This window comes from Streptomyces spiralis, from assembly GCF_014654675.1.
Taxonomy (GTDB): domain Bacteria; phylum Actinomycetota; class Actinomycetes; order Streptomycetales; family Streptomycetaceae; genus Streptomyces; species Streptomyces spiralis.
Window position 1 is genome coordinate 88,464 of the sequence record NZ_BNBC01000019.1, and the last position, 16,191, is coordinate 104,654.

General features: G+C 71.6%; 17 protein-coding genes. 8 read left to right on the top strand and 9 right to left on the bottom strand.

Annotation, left to right across the window (positions count from 1 at the left end; genetic code table 11):
* Nucleotides 1–24: 24 nt before the first annotated feature.
* On the top strand, nt 25–1,044 hold the full coding sequence (locus tag IE318_RS20650) for a hypothetical protein (RefSeq protein ID WP_189902447.1): 1,020 nt from the start codon (nt 25–27) through the stop codon (nt 1,042–1,044).
* A 124-nt stretch (nt 1,045–1,168) separates the two neighbouring features.
* Here the strand turns inward: IE318_RS20650 and IE318_RS20655 are convergent, their stop codons facing one another.
* The 4 genes from IE318_RS20655 to IE318_RS20670 are packed head-to-tail and all read right to left on the bottom strand — an operon-like array spanning nt 1,169 to nt 5,075.
* Nucleotides 1,169–2,428: an FAD-dependent oxidoreductase gene (locus IE318_RS20655; RefSeq protein WP_189902555.1), complete on the bottom strand. Its 1,260-nt coding sequence runs from the start codon at nt 2,426–2,428 to the stop codon at nt 1,169–1,171.
* A gap of 27 nt (nt 2,429–2,455) precedes the next feature.
* Nucleotides 2,456–3,088 (bottom strand): maleylpyruvate isomerase family mycothiol-dependent enzyme, encoded by a 633-nt coding sequence (locus IE318_RS20660; RefSeq protein WP_189902449.1) that lies wholly within the window; start codon nt 3,086–3,088, stop codon nt 2,456–2,458.
* Complete coding sequence (locus IE318_RS20665; protein WP_189902451.1) at nt 3,085–3,912, bottom strand: fumarylacetoacetate hydrolase family protein; 828 nt, start codon at nt 3,910–3,912, stop codon at nt 3,085–3,087. The genes IE318_RS20660 and IE318_RS20665 overlap by 4 nt, the downstream gene beginning before the upstream one ends.
* A gap of 2 nt (nt 3,913–3,914) precedes the next feature.
* Nucleotides 3,915–5,075, bottom strand: coding sequence for a cupin domain-containing protein (locus tag IE318_RS20670; protein ID WP_189902454.1), 1,161 nt, complete (start codon nt 5,073–5,075; stop codon nt 3,915–3,917).
* A gap of 69 nt (nt 5,076–5,144) precedes the next feature.
* Here IE318_RS20670 and IE318_RS20675 point away from each other — a divergent pair, with 69 nt between their 5' ends.
* Complete coding sequence (locus IE318_RS20675; protein WP_189902455.1) at nt 5,145–5,921, top strand: IclR family transcriptional regulator; 777 nt, start codon at nt 5,145–5,147, stop codon at nt 5,919–5,921.
* Nucleotides 5,922–5,942: 21 nt separating this feature from the next.
* On the opposite strand, the gene IE318_RS20680 is transcribed toward IE318_RS20675, so the two are convergent.
* The gene (locus IE318_RS20680) at nt 5,943–6,602 is read right to left on the bottom strand and encodes a TetR/AcrR family transcriptional regulator (protein WP_229903630.1); all 660 of its coding nucleotides are present in this window, start codon (nt 6,600–6,602) and stop codon (nt 5,943–5,945) included.
* 183 nt (nt 6,603–6,785) lie between these two features.
* Between IE318_RS20680 and IE318_RS20685 the strand changes: the two genes are divergently transcribed.
* From IE318_RS20685 to dmpG, 6 genes are read left to right on the top strand one after another with little or no spacing between them, the layout of a single operon-like run.
* Nucleotides 6,786–8,333 (top strand): bifunctional 3-(3-hydroxy-phenyl)propionate/3-hydroxycinnamic acid hydroxylase, encoded by a 1,548-nt coding sequence (locus IE318_RS20685; RefSeq protein ID WP_189902460.1) that lies wholly within the window; start codon nt 6,786–6,788, stop codon nt 8,331–8,333.
* Nucleotides 8,334–8,368: 35 nt separating this feature from the next.
* On the top strand, nt 8,369–9,319 hold the full coding sequence (locus tag IE318_RS20690) for a VOC family protein (protein ID WP_189902462.1): 951 nt from the start codon (nt 8,369–8,371) through the stop codon (nt 9,317–9,319).
* Entirely contained in the window at nt 9,319–10,176 is an 858-nt protein-coding gene (locus IE318_RS20695) for an alpha/beta fold hydrolase (protein ID WP_189902464.1), read from the top strand. Before IE318_RS20690 ends, IE318_RS20695 begins: the two co-directional genes overlap by 1 nt.
* Nucleotides 10,169–11,032, top strand: a complete 864-nt coding sequence (locus tag IE318_RS20700) for a 2-keto-4-pentenoate hydratase (protein WP_189902466.1) — start codon at nt 10,169–10,171, stop codon at nt 11,030–11,032. Before IE318_RS20695 ends, IE318_RS20700 begins: the two co-directional genes overlap by 8 nt.
* A complete protein-coding gene (locus IE318_RS20705; protein WP_189902468.1) occupies nt 11,029–12,012 on the top strand; it encodes an acetaldehyde dehydrogenase (acetylating) in 984 nt (327 codons plus the stop codon). Before IE318_RS20700 ends, IE318_RS20705 begins: the two co-directional genes overlap by 4 nt.
* On the top strand, nt 12,009–13,028 hold the full coding sequence (gene dmpG, locus IE318_RS20710) for a 4-hydroxy-2-oxovalerate aldolase (RefSeq protein WP_189902470.1): 1,020 nt from the start codon (nt 12,009–12,011) through the stop codon (nt 13,026–13,028). Before IE318_RS20705 ends, dmpG begins: the two co-directional genes overlap by 4 nt.
* A 99-nt stretch (nt 13,029–13,127) precedes the next feature.
* On the opposite strand, the gene IE318_RS20715 is transcribed toward dmpG, so the two are convergent.
* Genes IE318_RS20715 through IE318_RS20730 form a run of 4 tightly spaced genes read right to left on the bottom strand, consistent with a single transcriptional unit; the run spans nt 13,128 to nt 16,056 of the window.
* On the bottom strand, nt 13,128–13,541 hold the full coding sequence (locus tag IE318_RS20715; RefSeq protein WP_189902472.1) for a hypothetical protein: 414 nt from the start codon (nt 13,539–13,541) through the stop codon (nt 13,128–13,130).
* Between the two features lie 46 nt (nt 13,542–13,587).
* On the bottom strand, nt 13,588–14,118 hold the full coding sequence (locus tag IE318_RS20720) for a protease inhibitor I42 family protein (RefSeq protein ID WP_189902474.1): 531 nt from the start codon (nt 14,116–14,118) through the stop codon (nt 13,588–13,590).
* Nucleotides 14,090–15,673, bottom strand: a complete 1,584-nt coding sequence (locus IE318_RS20725; RefSeq protein ID WP_189902476.1) for a peptidoglycan-binding protein — start codon at nt 15,671–15,673, stop codon at nt 14,090–14,092. Before IE318_RS20725 ends, IE318_RS20720 begins: the two co-directional genes overlap by 29 nt.
* 11 nt (nt 15,674–15,684) lie before the next feature.
* Nucleotides 15,685–16,056 (bottom strand): DUF6317 family protein, encoded by a 372-nt coding sequence (locus IE318_RS20730; protein WP_189902478.1) that lies wholly within the window; start codon nt 16,054–16,056, stop codon nt 15,685–15,687.
* Between the last annotated feature and the right edge of the window lie 135 nt (nt 16,057–16,191).

A 16,191-nucleotide genomic window follows, 5' to 3' on the forward strand; every position in this document is an offset into this window, starting at 1 on the left:
TTGTTCGTGCCCTCGGGAGCCAGCATGAGTTTCACCACCCCACCGCGGCCGCTCGACGTGACCGCGCTCTTCCCTCAACTGGCCCCGCTGGCGCGGACGGCGACCCGGCTGCACCCGCGGCCGGGGTCACCGACGGTGCACGACAGTTCCGTCGGCGGGCCGCTGCTGTGGCCCGCCGACGAACCGTGGCCGCACTGCGAAGGACCGCACGAGAGGGGTGCGACGCGCAGGGTTCTGTCCCCGGACGACATCCGGCTCCTCCGCCGTAACCACGCGGCGATAGCCAGCCGGCGGCACCTCGGCAGCCCTGCCTCCCGGCCCACGCCCGAGGAACTGGCCACCGAGAAGCGGATCCTCCAGGGCCGCCCCTGGCCCGAGGACCCGGTCCCCCTGCTCCCTGTCGCCCAGCTGTACGCCCGTGACGTCACTCTCCCGTTCAGCCCGCCCGGGGTCGACCTCCTCCAGGTCCTGTGGTGCCCCTTCGACCACCCGACCCACCCCCGCACCGCGGTCTTCTGGCGTTCCGCCGGCACCGTAACCGACATCCTCGACGCGCCTCCCGAACCGCCCGCGATCAAGTCCCAGGGCTATCTCCCGGAGCCGTGCCTGCTGGCACCGGAGCAGGTCACGGAGTACCCCGCCTTCATGGAGCTGGACAAGGAGCTGCGGCAGGAGCTGGGCGACCCGAGCCGGTGGAACGGCTCCTGCCCCGCCACTCCGCAGGAGTTCTACGAGAACGAGCTGTCCACTTCGCCCGGCTGGAAGACCGGCGGCTGGTCCCGCTGGGGCCTGTCCGACCCCATGCCCCGCCGCTGTCCGGAGTGCGGCACCGAGGCGCTCCCACTCCTCACCATCGCCACCCTCGAATGGGACGCCGGCAGCGACAGCTGGGCCCCCGAGGAGGAGCGGACGAACCCGACTCCACTGCTCCGCGGCACCCCGCCCGCGAACTTCACCCTGATCGGGATCGCCCGCGGCTCCAGCCTTCAACTCCACGTCTGCCCGGTGTCCCCGTCCCACCCCCACATCGAACTGGTCCAGTGACCGGCACGCCGGGAGCCGGCAGGAGCTTCATGCGCCACTGGGCGAGCAGGGCTCGCAACCCCACGCGTCGAGTGCTCCAAGCGGCCGAACGGGGTACGCACAGCGGCATGGAGGTAGGCGTCGCTCACGCCGCACTGGCTTCCGCGACCTTCAGCGGCGCCTCGGCATGCGCCGAGGACAGCGGGATCGGGGTGAACATGGCCGGCTCCTCGTCCGGGGTCAGCGCGGTCGGGCCGTACAACCAGTCGACGAACGAGTAGTCGTAGGTGTCGCGGGTGCGCAGCAGTGCGTTGCGCTGCTCGCGGGGGACGCCGTCGAGGTGCCACAGCTCGCCCCACTTGCGGGAGGTGCTCAGCACGCGGCGGCAGTGCTCCGGGCGGACCGCCTCGTAGGCGGCGAGGGCGGTGCCCCAGTCGACCGTGCCGTCGGCGGCCCGATTGCGGGCGACGTGCTCGCCCAGCACCCAGCCGTCCTCGATCGCCATGATCGCGCCCTGCGCGATGTACTGCAGCGGCGGGTGCGCGGAGTCGCCGAGCAGCGCGATCCGTCCGTGGACCCAGTTCATGACCGGGTTGCGGTCGAACATCCGCCACCACTTGTCGCGCCACATGAACGGCAGGCCGTCCCTTACGAAGTCGCAGGTCTTGGCGAAGGCGGCGTCGAGCTCGTCGGGCGTGCCCCAGTTCTCCTGCCCTGCCAGCGCCTTGGGTGACTCGAAGACGGCGACCTGGTTGAGCAGTTCGCCGCCGCGCAGGCCGTAGTGGACGAAGTGGCAGGCGGGGCCGACGTACACCACGACCTCGCTGAGGTCGACGGACCGTACTCGGGGCACTTCGGCGGGGACGGTGCCGCGATAGGCGACGTACGCCGAGGAGACGGGCTCGTCGTCGACGAGCAGCTTGCGGGCGACGGAGTGCAGACCGTCGGCCGCGATCACGACGCCCGCCTCGTGGGTCTCGCCGGAGGCGAGGGTCACGCGGGCGCCGTCGCCGGTGCTCTCGTACGAGGTCACCTGCGCCTCGGTGACCAGCTCGACGCCGGCGCGCTCGCACGCGCGCAGGAGCAGGCCGTGCAGGTCGCTGCGGTGGATGACCATGTAGGGATAGCCGTAGCGCTTCTCCAGGTCCCGCAGGTCGAGCCGGGTCAGCTCGTCGCCGTCGACGGCGTCGCGCATGACCATGGCGTCCGGGACGACGCCGAGGCTCTTGGCCTCCGCAAGAAGGCCGTAGTCGTCGAGGATGCGCGTGCAGTTGGGTGCCAGCTGGATGCCGGCGCCGACCTCGCCGAAGGCCGGGGCACGCTCCAGCAGGCGGACACTCTGGCCCTGGCGGCTCAGCGAGAACGCAACGCCGAGGCCGCCGATGCCGCCGCCGACGACGATCACATCAGGATGGGACATGACTCAACTCCTTTACAGCCACGGGCCGAGCTCGGGAGCGTCGGCGAGCGAGTGCGGGCGACCGGTCAGCCAGGCCGCGACCTGCGGCAGCGGCCCGTCGGGCACATCGGCCAGTCCGCGCTTGTCGCGGACCTCGTCGACCAGCGCGGTCAGGAAGCCGTCCGGCAGGTCGGCGAAGGCAGTGCCGGTGGCGAAGTCGACGGCGTGGACGCACACCTCACGGGCCCGCATCCACGGCAGCTCGGTGGCGGGGACCGATCGGCCCTGGGCCGTGACGACCTGATGCTGCCACTGCTCGTCGGTGAGCCCGTCGAGTCCGTCGGCGAGCCGGCGCGCGGAGGCGGTCAGCCAGGAACGCAGTTGGTCGCCCGACAGGGCCGGCCCCTTGGCGATGCCCGCGGCCCGCTCCTCGGCGGAGGCGTACATCGGCGTCTCCTCACCGGTGGCCGCCCAGTGCACGAGATTGCACAGAGCGTCGGCGTTCGCGGCGACATGGGCGGCGAGGTGCTTGCGGCTCCATGCGGGCAGCCCGCTGTCGGCCGAGAAGCCGGCCTCGTCGAGGTCCGCGACGGCGTCGAGCACCAGCTTCGTCCCCGTGCGGGCCCACGCGCGCGCGTCGGCGAAGGTCCGTGCGGTGTCCGTCATGCCTCGACCACCTTGTTGGTGCAGGTGCCGAGGCCGGAGATCTCGGTGACCACGGTCTGCCCGGGGCGGAGGAAGACCTGCGGCTTGCGGGCGTTGCCGACGCCGGCCGGGGTGCCGGTGGCGATGATGTCGCCGGGGCGCAGGGTGATGACGGTGGAGATGTACCGCACCAGGAAGACCGGGTCGAACAGCAGCGTGCCGGTGTCGTCCTGCTGCATGACCTGGCCGTCGACGACCGTCCTGACCTGGAGCGCGGGGCGGACGCCGCCGACCTCGTCGGGGGTGACGACGTAGGGGCCGACCGGGGTGGTGGCCTCCCAGATCTTGCCCTGGGTCCACTCGATGGTGCGGAACTGCCAGTCGCGCACCGAGATGTCGTTCATGACGGTGAAGCCGGCGATGGCGTCCGCGGCCTGCTGCTCGTCGGCGCGGCGCACCTCCTTGCCGATCACGACGGCCAGCTCGACCTCCCAGTCGAGCGCGTCGGTCTCGGCCGGCTTGACGATGTCGTCGTTCGCGCCCAGCAGGGTGTCGGCGAACTTCGGGAAGAGGGTCGGGTGGTCCGGCAGTTCCCGGCCCATCTCCTTGATGTGGTTGGTGTAGTTGTGGCCGACGCAGATGACCTTGGAGGGGGTGGGGACGACCGGCGCGAAGTCCGCGCTCTCGACCGGGTGGGTGGTGCCGGAGGCGGCGGCGGCCTTGGCCTGCCAGTCGGCCTCGGCGAACAGTTCTCCCAGGTCGGCGTACCCGAGGTCGACGAGGACCTCGCCGTCGAGGCGGACCGCCCGGGTCCCGTCGGCGGTGCGGATGGTGGCGAGCTGCATGGTCAGGCGTCCTTCTGGGTGCGGTCGAGCTTGAGCGCCTCGAAGACGGGCGCGTCGGAGAAGCGGAACAGGTCGAGGGCGCCGGAGTCGGAGTCGGTCGCGCCGGCCTCGGACTTCGCGGAGAACGGCTCCCAGGACGGGACGACGAACAGGTCGCCGCGCGTCACGGACCAGGACTTCTCCCCGACGGTGACCGTGCCGGAGCCGTCGAAGACCTGGTAGACCGACGAACCGGTCTCGCGCACCGGCGCGGTCTCGGTGCCGCGGGCGATGCGGTGGAACTCGGCGCGGACGGTCGGCAGGACGTCGGAGCCGTCGTGCGGGTTGGAGTAGCGCACCGCGGCGTGGCCCGGCTCGACGGTGCCGCCGAAGCCCTCCTTCTCCAGCAGGAGCTGATCGCGGAGAGCGGCGTCGGTGTACTGCCACTTGTACGACAGCAGCGGGCTGCCCGGCGTGGCCGGGACGGCCGACAGCGGGCGCAGACCGGGGTGACCCCACAGCCGCTCGGAGCGCGACCGCTCCGGCGTGATCCGCTCGGCGTCGCTGATCTCGTCGCGCCCGAACTCGAAGAACTGTGCCTCGGTGACGTACTGGAAGGGGATGTCCAGGCCGTCGATCCAGGCCATCGGCTCGGCGGTGGCGTTGTGGTGGGCGTGCCAGTTCCAGCCGGCCTGCGGGAGGAAGTCGCCGCGGTTCATCGGCACCGGGTCGCGCCCGACGACCGTCCACACGCCCTCGCCCTCGACGACGAAGCGGAAGGCGTGCTGGGTGTGCCGGTGCTCGGGGGCGTCCTCACCGGGCATGAGGTACTGGATGGCCGCCCACAGCGTCGGGGTGGCGAAGGGCCTCCCGCCGAGGGAGGGATTGGCCAGCGCGATGGCCCGGCGCTCACCGCCACGGCCGACGGGAACCAGGTCGCCGGCCTGGGCCGCCAGCCGCCGCAGCCGCTCCCAGCGCCACAGGTGCGGCACGGCGCGCGACCGCGGGTGGGCCGGCATCAGGTCGCCGATCTCGGTCCACAGCGGGACGAGCAGTTCCTGCTCGAAGCCCCGGTACAGCCCTTCCAGCGCCGGGGTGACCGCGGGCTGCCCCTCCGCGGCGACAGCCTGGAGCCGGACCGGGGAACCCGTGGCGATGTCTTGGTCGATGGAGGTCTCAGTCACGGCATCAGCGTGCGCCGCGTCTGGTGAGAGAACATGAAGATTCTGGAAGGCAGAATCAGAGGACGCACCATGGACAAGCCGCTGAAGACACCGCCGCCCTACCCGATCGCCAGCGTGGACCATGCGCTGCGGGCGGCGACCATCCTGCAGATGGAGGGCGGCGCGACCGTCTCGCAGATCGCCGAGCGCCTCGGCGTCGCCCGGTCCACCGCCCACCGGATCCTGGCCATGCTGGTCTACCGGGACTTCGCCGTGCAGGACGAGGACCGCCTCTACCGCGCGGGACCGGTGCTGGAACTCGCCGCTCACTCCCAGTCCCTGGTCTCGCGGCTGCGCGCGGCGGCCATGCCCCACCTGCACCGGGTCGTCGACCTGCTCGGCGAGACCGCGAACCTGACGGTGCGCACCGGGGACACGGCCCGGTTCATCGCCAGCGTCGAGTGCCGGCAGGCCCTGCGGGTCGGCTCCCGGGAGGGCATGGTGTTCCCGGCGCACCGCACCACGGCGGGACTGCTCCTGCTCGCCGAACTCTCCGACGAGGAACTGGCCGAGGTGTACGCCCCCGAGCGCTACCGCGATCGTCCGGCCGACCGACCGGACCTCGACCGCCTGCGCACGGAGCTGACACGGCTGCGGCGCAACGGGTTCGCCGTCAACAAGGAACGGTCCGAGCGGGGTCTGATCGCCGTGGGCGTGCCGGTGCGCGATCGAGACGGCACCGCGCTGGCCGGCCTGTCGGTGTCGATGCCCAGCGTCCGCTACGCCTCGCACCGCCTCCCGTCCCTGGTCACGGCCCTGAGTACGGCGGCGCTCGCTCTGGAGGACGACCTGGCCGAGCGTCGCTGATCCGGGCCGGGCGGCCCGCCGTCAGGAGCGCGGGCACGCGGCGATGGACTCGCCGAGGGCCGCGACCGCGTCGGTGAGCAGGTCCATCGCCTCGGCCATCGAGCGGGAAGGGTCGGCCTGCCAGGCGACGAAGGCCCCGTCGAAGCCCGCGATGGCGAAGTAGTCCAGCCGGTCGGCCACGGCCTGCGCGACCTCCGGGCCGTACTCGGCGAACGAGTCGGCGATCATGTGGTTCATGAGCGCGCGGCCGTCCCGCCGCACCCGTTCGATGATCCGGTCGACCTCCGCGGCCTCCGCCGCCTCCGCCACCTCGGCGTTCATCACCAGGATCAGATGCAGCCGCAGGAAGTCCGGGTGGGCGAGGAAGACCTCCCCGGTGCGCCGGAGGTACCAACCGAGCCGCTCCCGTGCGCTGCCCTCGCGCGGGGGATCCGCCTGCGCCTCGGCCATGTGCCGGAAGAACGTGTAGGCGCCGTGCTCCATCACCGCGGAGAGCAGCCCGCCCTTGGAACGGAAGTGGTGGTAGACCGCGCTCTTGGGCAATCCCGACTCACGGCTGAGCTCCGACAGCGTGGTCGCCGCGAATCCACGCTCTGCCATCAGGCGTGACGCGACCTCGAGGATCTCCTCCCGGGAGCGCCGCCCCCTGCGGTTGCCGGTGTTGTCGCGCCTGGGTTCCACGCGCTGAAGCATACCTGCGCTCATTCGGCCGGAGATTAGGGCCTGTCCTCGGCGATACGGGTGCTGATTCTGCTGTGCGGAATCCGTGATGCACCCCCTTGACCGGCTTTTTCGGACCGTGTGACAGTCCCCACTATTGGACTGAACGACCGGTCCAAAACTTTGGACGGCAAGGAGGCCGCCATGCCCCAGAACTTCGACGCCGACGTCGCCGTCATCGGCTACGGCCCCACGGGCGTCGTCGGTGCTCTGACCCTCGCTCAGCAGGGCGCGCGAGTGATCGCCTTCGAACGGGACAAAGAGATCTATCCGCGGGCCCGGGCGGTCACGGTCAACGACTGGACCATGCGGATCTTCCAGAGCCTGGGCATCGGCGAGCGCATCGAGAAGGTGATCGACCCGCAGCGTGCGCTGCGCTGGATGACGTACGACGGGCACGAGGTGATGCGCGTCGAGCATCCGCCGTCGGCGCTCGGGGCGAGGGCACGCTTCTACAACATCTACCAGCCGGTCATGGAGGCCGAGCTGCGGGCCTGCGCGCAGGACCGAGGGGATCTGATCTCGGTGCGCTACGGCGCCGAGGTGACGGAGATCGAGCAGGACGGCTCCGGGGTCACGGTCACCGCCACCGACACGGCCACCGGCGAGGTCCGCCGGTTCCGGACCCGGTACGCGATCGCCGCGGACGGCGGCAGCAGCAGGACCCGGCAGCGGCTGGGCATCCAGTTGCTCGGCGACACCAACGAGGTCACCTGGGTGGTCATCGACTGCCGGGTCAAGCGCTGGTGGCCCGATCGCGACTTCCTCACCTTCTGGACGGACAGGGAGCGGCCGGTCGTCGACATCGCGCTGTCGGCAGGCAACCACCGCTGGGAGATCCCGCTCAAGCCGCACGAGACCGAGGCCGACTTCCCCACCGGCACCGAGGTGTGGCCCCTGCTCAAGGCGCTGGGCGTGAGCGAGGACGACGTCGAGATCCACCAGCACGCCTTCTACCGGCACCACGTACGGATGGCGCGGACCTGGCGCTCCGGCCGGGTCTTCCTGGCCGGCGACGCCGCGCATCTCATGCCGCCGTGGGCGGGCGCCGGAATGCAGACCGGGATGCGCGACGCGCACAACCTGGGCTGGAAGCTCGGCCGGGTGCTGGCCGGTCAGCTGCCCGAGTCCTGGCTCGACACCTATGAGGCCGAGCGCCGCCCGAACGCCGCCTTCTACACCGGGCTCGCGGTGCAGCTCGGCCGGGTGATCAAGCAGGAGATGTCCGACGAGGAGCGGGCCGCCCTGTCCGCGCCGCCGCCCGAGGGACTCGTCACCCCCTTCGAGCCGCCGCTGATCGCGCCGCCGGTGCTGGAGGCCGGCTGGCTGCGCGGCCCGCTCGGCGACGGCAGCGTCGTCGGCCGGATGGTGCCGCAGCCGGTGGTCGGCGACACCGTCGGCCGGATGGGGCGGCTGGACGAACTGCTCGGCGACACCTTCGTGCTGCTGGGCGACGACGTCGACCCCTCGACGCTGCTGACCGAGGAGGAGCGCCGGCAGTGGGACGCGCTCGGCGCCCGCTACCGCGCGGTCCGCCCGCAGAACGCCTACACCCAGGGACCCGACGAACTCGTCGACCTGGACGGCGTGCTCGGCGCCTGGCTGCGCCGGTACGGGGTGCGCGCGGTGGCGCTGCGCCCCGACCGCTTCGTGGCCGCCGCCGACACCAGCGGGCTCGCCGTACCCGCCTGACCGCCCGTCCACCCACCTTCAAGGAGAGATGTCCCATGAGCGGAGTCAAGGAACTCGCCTACGTCGTCTACGAGGTCGGCGATCTCACCGACTGGGAGCGCTTCGGTGTCGAGTTGCTCGGTATGCAGCTCGGCGAGCGCGGCGAGGACCGGTTCACCCTGCGTCTGGACGAGAAGGCGCACCGCTGGATCGTCACCCGGGGACCGGCCGACGACCTGGTCGTCAGCGGCTACGAGGTCGAGGGCGACGCCGAACTCGACGTGCTCGTCGAGCGGTTGCGGGCCGCCGGCCTCCGGGTCGACGAGGGGGACGCGGCGCTCGCCGCGGACCGCCGGGTGGAGCGGATCTTCACCACCACCGACCCCATGGGCAACCGCGTCGAACTGGTCACCGGCCTGGCCGACGCCGACACCCCGTTCGCCTCCGAGGCGTTGCTCGGCGAGTTCGTCACCGGGGCCGGCGGCGCCGGACACCAGGTGCTGCTGGCCCACGGAGTGAGCCGCGAGGAGTACCTCGGCTTCTACCGCGACCTGCTCGGCTTCAAGATCAGCGACATCATCGTCGAGGAACTGGCCCCCGGCATCGTCGCGGACCTGATCTTCCTGCACTGCAACGGCCGCCACCACACGGTCGCGTTCGGCGACATGCCCTCCCCCAAGCGCACTCACCACTTCATGGTCGAGGTCACCGACATCCGGGACGTGGGCCTGGCCTACGACCGCTGTACGGACGCCAAGCAGCCGTTCGAGATGACGCTGGGGATGCACCCCAACGACCACATGTTCAGCTTCTACGTCTTCACCCCCTCCGGCTTCTCCGTCGAGTACGGCTGGGGCGGGCTCATCATCGACGACGCCACCTGGCAGGTGCGCACCCTCGACCGGCTGCACAGCTGGGGCCACCGCCCGCCGGGCGTGGTGGCCGAGCTGCTGGCCGCGGCGCCGTCCCCGCTGGAAACCGAAGGAACCGCAGGAGGAGAGCGCTGATGGCACTCGACAAGGAACAGGCCGCACGTACGGTCAGGACCCGCGACTGGTCGCTGCGCTACTACGAGGCCGGCTCCGGCCATCCGCTGGTGCTGCTGCACGGCAGCGGCCCGGGGGCGACCGGCTGGAGCAACTTCAGCGGCAACATCGAGGCCCTCGCCGAGCACTTCCACGTGTACGCCGTCGACATGCCCGGCTGGGGTGAGTCGGACCAGGCCACGGTCGACCGGCTGGACCACGTCGACGCCGCGATCCAGTTCCTCGACGCGCTGGACATCCCCCGGGCCGCGTTCGTGGGCAACTCGATGGGCGGCCAGACCTCGCTCCGGCTGGCCACCGAGCACCCCGGGCGGATCAGCCACCTGGTGACGATGGGACCGCCGGTGGGGCGTATGCCGAGCCTGTTCGGGGCCGGTGACGGGCCGTCCGAGGGGCTGAAGGTCCTCATCGAGGCCTACCAGGACCCGAGCCCGCAGAACATGCGCCGGCTGGTCGAGATCATGTGCTACGACAAGGCGCGCTTCGCGACGCCCGAGCTGTGCGAGGCCCGTTCGCAGGCGGCCCTCGCCCGGCCCGAGCACCTGGCCAACTATGTGGCGGGGCTGCCGCACGGTGCGCCGCTGCCGCGCTGGGTGGACCCGGCCCGGCTGCGCGACATCGCGGTGCCCACCCTGCTCGTCCACGGCCGCGACGACCGGGTGGTCCCCTTCGAGAACTCCCTGTTCCTGCTGGCGAACATCCCCGACTCCCGGCTGGTCCTGCTCAACCGCTGCGGGCACTGGGCGATGATCGAGCACGCCGAGGAGTTCAACCGGCTGGTCGTCGACTTCGTCCGGGGGAATCCCGGCGATGAGTGACACCAGGCAGGTGCGGCGGGCGTCCGCTGCCTCCGACGTGCCGCAGGAGGCCGGCGCCCAGCAGGTGCCGCAGGGGGTCGCCGAGGCGGCCGCTCGACTGCTGGAGGCCGCCGCCACCCGCGTCCCGTGCGCTCCGGTGCGGGATCTGATCGGCACCACCGACACCGGTGCCGCGTACGCCGTGCAGCAGCGGGTCACGGCGGCGCGCCTGGCGCGCGGCGCACGCGTCGTGGGCCACAAGATCGGGCTGACCTCACCCGCCGTGCAGCACCAGCTCGGCGTGGACCAGCCGGACTTCGGAGTGCTGCTGGACGACATGGGACACGCGGACGGCGACACCGTGCCGTACGCGTCCGTGCTCCAGCCCCGGGTCGAGGCCGAGATCGCGTTCGTGCTGGGCGCGGACCTGGCGGAAGGCCCACTGGATCCGGCCCGGGTGCGGGCCGCGGTCGACCACGCCGTGGCCGCCCTGGAGATCTGCGGCAGCCGTATCGCCGGCTGGGACATCACGCTGTCCGACACCATCGCCGACAACGCCTCCGCGGGCGCCTTCGTGCTCGGCCGGGAGCGCCGCAGCCTCGCCGAGTTCGAACCGCGGACGGCCGTGATGGAGATGTCCGTCGACGGCCGGACCGTGTCCGAGGGCACCGGCGCGGACTGCCTGGGCGACCCGCTCGCCGCGGTGCTCTGGCTGGCCCGCACGGCACGTGACCTGGGCGATCCGCTGCGCGCCGGCCATGTGGTGCTCTCCGGTGCGCTCGGTCGGATGTGTCCGCTCGCGCCGGGCGCACGGGTCACGGCGGTGATCGGCGGGCTGGGCACGGTCACCACCGCCATCGGGAAAGGAACGGCATGACAACGCGAGCAGACGGTGCGCCCCGCACCAAGGTCGCGATCATCGGCTCGGGCAACATCGGTACCGATCTCATGATCAAGGTGCTGCGCACCGCCCGGCACCTGGAGATGGGCGCCCTGGTCGGCATCGACCCGGCGTCCGACGGCCTGGCCCGGGCCAGGCGCCTGGGCGTGGTCACCACGCACGAGGGCGTGGACGGGCTGATCGCCCTGCCCGGCTTCGACGAGATCGGCATCGTCTTCGACGCCACCTCGGCGGGGGCCCACCAGGCCAACGCGGCGAAGCTGACACCGCTGGGCAAGCGGCTGATCGACCTGACCCCGGCGGCGATCGGCCCGTACATCGTCCCGGCGGTCAACATGGAGGAGCACCTGGACGCTCCGAACGTGAACATGGTCACCTGCGGCGGCCAGGCCACCATCCCGGTGATTGCCGCCATCTCCCGGGTGGTCCCGGTCCGCTACGCGGAGATCGTCGCCTCGATCGCCTCCAAGTCGGCCGGTCCGGGCACCCGGGCCAACATCGACGAGTTCACCGAGACCACGTCCCGGGCGCTGGTCGAGGTGGGCGGCGCGGACCGCGGCAAGGCGATCATCATCCTCAACCCGGCCGAGCCCCCGCTGATCATGCGGGACACCGTGCTCTGCCTGGTGGAGGCGCCCGACACCACCCGGCACGCCGCGATCCGGGAGAGCGTCGCCGCGATGGTGGCGGAGGTGGCGGCCTACGTCCCCGGCTACCGGCTGAAGCAGCAGGTGCAGATCACCCCGGTTCCCGGGGACCAGCCGGTCCGGACCCTGCTGGCCGAGGGCGCGGCCGGCCGGCCGACCCACCAGGTGTCCGTGTTCCTGGAGGTGGAGGGCGCGGCCCACTACCTCCCGGCCTACGCGGGCAACCTCGACATCATGACCTCGGCCGCCCTCGGGGTGGCCGAGCGGATCGCGGCCCGTACGGCCGGTGCCTGTGAGGTGACCGCATGAGCAGCAGCATCTTCGTCCAGGACGTCACCCTGCGGGACGGGATGCACGCCGTCCGGCACCGGATCACCCCGGCGGACGTGCAGCGGATCGTACGGGCACTGGACGCCGCCGGCGTCGACGCCATCGAGGTCGCCCACGGCGACGGGCTGGCGGGCGGCTCGCTCAACTACGGCCCCGGTTCCCACACCGACTGGGCGTGGATCGAGGCGGCGGCCTCGGTGCTGGAACGGGCACGGCTGACCACCCTGCTGCTGCCCGGCGTGGGCACCATCCACGACCTGAAGACCGCCTACGACCTGGGGGTGCGCTCGGTCCGGGTGGCCACCCACTGCACCGAGGCGGACATCTCCGCGCAGCACATCGCCGCGGCCCGTGAACTGGGCATGGACGTCTCCGGCTTCCTGATGCTCTCCCACCGCGCCGAACCGGCCCGACTCGCACAGCAGGCGCGGCTGATGGAGTCCTACGGCGCGCACTGCGTCTACGTCACCGACTCCGGCGGCCGGCTCACGATGAAGGACGTCGCCGACCGGGTCCGGGCCTATCGCGACGTCCTCGACGACGTCACCGAGATCGGCATCCACGCCCACGAGAACCTCTCGCTGTCGGTGGCCAACAGCATCGTCGCCGTGGAGCACGGGGTGCGCCGCGTCGACGCCTCCCTCGCGGGCCACGGCGCGGGCGCGGGCAACTGCCCCCTGGAGGCGTTCATCGCGGTGGCGAACCTCTCGGGCCTTCGACACGGCTGCGACCTGTTCCGGTTGCAGGACGCCGCCGACGACCTGATCCGCCCGCTCCAGGACCGGCCGGTCCGCGTCGACCGCGAAACCCTCACGCTGGGCTACGCCGGCGTCTATTCCTCCTTCCTGCGCCACGCGGAGGTCGCCTCCGACCGCTACGGCGTCGACGTCCGCGCCATTCTGATGGAGTGCGGCCGACGGGGCCTGGTCGGCGGCCAGGAGGACATGATCGTCGACGTGGCCCTCACCCTGGCCGGCCACAACGCGGCGAGCTGACCGGGCAGGAGGAAACCGGTTCCAGGCGCGGGTGGGCTCCGCCGAGCGCGGCCTCTGGTGATCCCACACCCTCCGCCGTACTCGGATCGGCTGCTCGGATCACGTGTTCCGGCCCCGCGCCCGGGTCAGCTGCTTCAGTTCGATGATGGTCGCGACGGCATGCAGCCAGGTGGCCGCGGTGTCGTCGGCGGTGATCCCGCCCACGAGTTCGGTGCCCGCCCGCAGCCACTCCCGTACGAGGACGGCCGCCTCCCGGCGAGGCAGGGGCTCGGGCAGCTCCGCGGCGCGGGTGAGTCCGCCGGCCCGCACCGTGTCCGCGAGGAAGGCGACCGAGCGGGGCTCGGTGCCGAGGCGGTCGAGGATGACGGCCGCGGCCGCGGCGCCGTCGCCGAACAGCGCGGTGCGCCGCGGGCCGGGCTCGGCGGTGAGGCCGTAACGCAGCAGGACCGTGATGTCGAGCCGGGCCAGCTCGTCGTCCGTGCGGTCCGGCGGGTGCGGGGCGTCGTCGTTCATGGCGGGGCCTCGGGTGTCTCGTCGCGTCTGGCTGGTCCGCCGCGGCTCAGCCGACGGTCACGGTGTAGGTGATGCGCTCGGGTTCCTGGGAGGGGGTGGCCTCCCCCGTGGTCGGGCCGGCGGAGGGTCCCGTCGTCCGCGGGGGCCGGGTGGAGGTGTTGCCCTGGCAGGTGGTGAACGTGCAGTGCAGCAGCGTGAACCGGGTGGTCCCCTTGCCCTTGGCCTCGAAGGTGAAGGTGAGCCGGCCGCCGGCACCGGGCTCCGGCTCGTCACCGGAGTCCGACGCATAGTCCTGGCCGTGGCTGACCAGGACCGAGCTGTCGGGCTTCGGGTCGACCAGGTACCAGTATTCGCGGGTGGAGGCGTTCTGGTCCACGGTGAGCGTGAAGCGCTCGCCCGGCTCGGCAGTGATGCTGGTGTCCTTCACCGGATGGCTCGTCGGGTGGCTCGCGGTGCTCGTGGAGCCGCCGGCCGGTTCGTCGGTGCCCGAGTCGCAGCCCGTGGCGAGAGCGAGGAGCGCGGCCGCCGCGATCGCGGCACCGCCCCTGCTACCGCGGAAGATAGACGCTGTACGCATTGGGGAGATCACTGTTGGAAGCCTTGCCCATGTGGCCGTTGATGAAGTCGTCCTCGCTGACCCAGGTGGTCGAGCCCCAGGGGTTGTACACCTGGAGCCTGTCACCCTCCTGGGCGATGATGGTCATGGCGTGGGCGCCCTCCTTGCCCGAGACGTCGACCGGCACCGGCCGCCCCTGCGCCACCGACTTCTCGACCTCGGTGAGGACCGCCCTGCGGTCGGCGGCGCTGCTCAGGTCCTGGCGCTCGTAGTCGGTGCCGGTGGCACTGCCGACGGCGGTGTCGTTGATCCGTTCCTGCCCCTCGGGCCCCATGCCGCCCCAGTTCGCGCCGCCGTCGCCTTCGGTGTGCAGCCGGTGCTGCTCGGCCACCAGGCGCTGCTTGAAGGCCTCGGGGTCGTCCTGCTGCCCGTCGGGGCCGCCGGTGAGGTCGAGCGCGTAGACGGGGTCGACCATGGCGCGGGACGTGACGGTGGACGAGGCCACGCAGGTGCCCTCGGAGCCGTCGCCGCCCTGGATCCACCGCTGGCCGTCGAACGTGACGTAGTCCTTGTTGTTGTTCGAGCCGTCCGGCGCGAGGCCCTCGTCGTTGATGCTGTCCGCGGCGGTGACCACCGGAGTGAGGTGCCGGCGCAGCCAGGCGGGGTCCTTGCCGTGGATCTTGTTCTGGAACGTCTCGATCTCGGCGACGCTGTGGCCGGCGGCCAGGGCCTTCATCAGGTAGGCCCGCTCCTGCGGGCTGTCCGACTTCGCCAGCATCCGCTCCATGGCCGTCTCGTCGTCGAGGCTCAGCAGGTCCATGCGCGCCGACGCGCGCTCCAGGTCGCCGGCCGTGAGGATCTCGTTCAGCTCGGTGTCGGCGCCCGCGACGCCGGTGTCGGCGAGCATCAGCTTGTCGACGGCGGTGAGTTCGCTGGTCTCCATCTTGCCGGCGCGTGCCTCGGCGGCCCACTTGTTCAGGTCCCGGGCCGCGACGCGGGTGGCCTCCTGCGCGTCGGCCACGGCGGCGTGCATCAGGTCGACCGCGTAGGAGCCGAAGTGGGCGGCGTTCTTGCGGTCCCACTCCTCCTCGTCGTTCTCGTGCAGGTTGTCGAAGAATCCGTCCTTGCCGCCGAGTGTCTTCTTCTGCTCCAGCAGCTGTCCGCGGCCCCGCTCGTCCTTGCGCTGCGCGGCGCCGATCGCGTCGGCCAGCGTCAGCAGCACCGTCGCGCACCCCTGGAACGCCTCGCTCATCTGGGTCACGGCCCGGCCGGCCGCCTTCACCACGTCGGAGGCGAGGACGCTCGTGTCGCCGACCCACACCTCCGGAAGCCCCTTGCGGCCCACCCGGTCGACCTGGTCGAAGACGCTGCCGACCTGGTCGACCTGGCCGCGGTAGAGCATGGCCAGGCCCTCCAGCACGCCCGGGTCGCCGCCCGGTTCGGGCACCGAGAGGGCGTCGTCGATCAGGTCGAGGAGCTCGTTCTTGCTCCCGGAACCTAGCATTTTCTTGGACAGCCCGGCGAGCCACGCGAGGCGGAAGGAGGGGGAGTCGAGCGGAGAGGAGAAGAACGACACCGGCTCGTTCCTCAGTAGCTCGACAGGACCGAGGTGCGTCCGCCCTGCGTCGATGTGTCGGTGAGGCTGCTCGTGCCGCCGAGGGGCACGCTGTCCGCGTGCGTCTTCACCAGGCGATCGGTGCCGTGGTAGGTCTTCTTGGCCAACTGCACCTTGCCACCGAGCTCGTGCAACGCCGACGCCAGTGTCTTGGCCTCCGCCTCCCAGGCCTTGACGAACGCGTTCAGCGCCGACGCGGCGTCATCGCCGCCGGCATCGCTGTACGAGTAGGTGGTGCGCGACTTCACGGCCGAGCTGACGCCGTCCATGTCCGTGCCGGCGTCGTCGAGTTGCCGGGCCTGACCGGTCATACCCGCCTTGGCCTGGTAGCCGTCCGATCCCACCGTGCTCCCCCGTATGCGTGTCGATCGTGACCGTGCGCAGGCTAACACGCAGTCCATATAAGAAGATCACACGTCGTCTGCCCCGCACATCTCTTCACATCACCCACCCCGACGGCAGCCCTGGCGCTCGTCCCG

What these genes read in the sequence shown, in the direction of transcription:
- IE318_RS20650 (WP_189902447.1), top strand. Translation starts at nt 25, where the DNA reads ATGAGTTTCACCACCCCACCGCGGCCGCTCGACGTGACCGCGCTCTTC.
- IE318_RS20660 (WP_189902449.1), bottom strand. Translation starts at nt 3,088, where the DNA reads ATGACGGACACCGCACGGACCTTCGCCGACGCGCGCGCGTGGGCCCGC.
- IE318_RS20665 (WP_189902451.1), bottom strand. Translation starts at nt 3,912, where the DNA reads ATGCAGCTCGCCACCATCCGCACCGCCGACGGGACCCGGGCGGTCCGC.
- IE318_RS20675 (WP_189902455.1), top strand. Translation starts at nt 5,145, where the DNA reads ATGGACAAGCCGCTGAAGACACCGCCGCCCTACCCGATCGCCAGCGTG.
- IE318_RS20685 (WP_189902460.1), top strand. Translation starts at nt 6,786, where the DNA reads ATGCCCCAGAACTTCGACGCCGACGTCGCCGTCATCGGCTACGGCCCC.
- IE318_RS20690 (WP_189902462.1), top strand. Translation starts at nt 8,369, where the DNA reads ATGAGCGGAGTCAAGGAACTCGCCTACGTCGTCTACGAGGTCGGCGAT.
- IE318_RS20695 (WP_189902464.1), top strand. Translation starts at nt 9,319, where the DNA reads ATGGCACTCGACAAGGAACAGGCCGCACGTACGGTCAGGACCCGCGAC.
- IE318_RS20700 (WP_189902466.1), top strand. Translation starts at nt 10,169, where the DNA reads ATGAGTGACACCAGGCAGGTGCGGCGGGCGTCCGCTGCCTCCGACGTG.
- IE318_RS20705 (WP_189902468.1), top strand. Translation starts at nt 11,029, where the DNA reads ATGACAACGCGAGCAGACGGTGCGCCCCGCACCAAGGTCGCGATCATC.
- dmpG (WP_189902470.1), top strand. Translation starts at nt 12,009, where the DNA reads ATGAGCAGCAGCATCTTCGTCCAGGACGTCACCCTGCGGGACGGGATG.
- IE318_RS20715 (WP_189902472.1), bottom strand. Translation starts at nt 13,541, where the DNA reads ATGAACGACGACGCCCCGCACCCGCCGGACCGCACGGACGACGAGCTG.
- IE318_RS20720 (WP_189902474.1), bottom strand. Translation starts at nt 14,118, where the DNA reads ATGCGTACAGCGTCTATCTTCCGCGGTAGCAGGGGCGGTGCCGCGATC.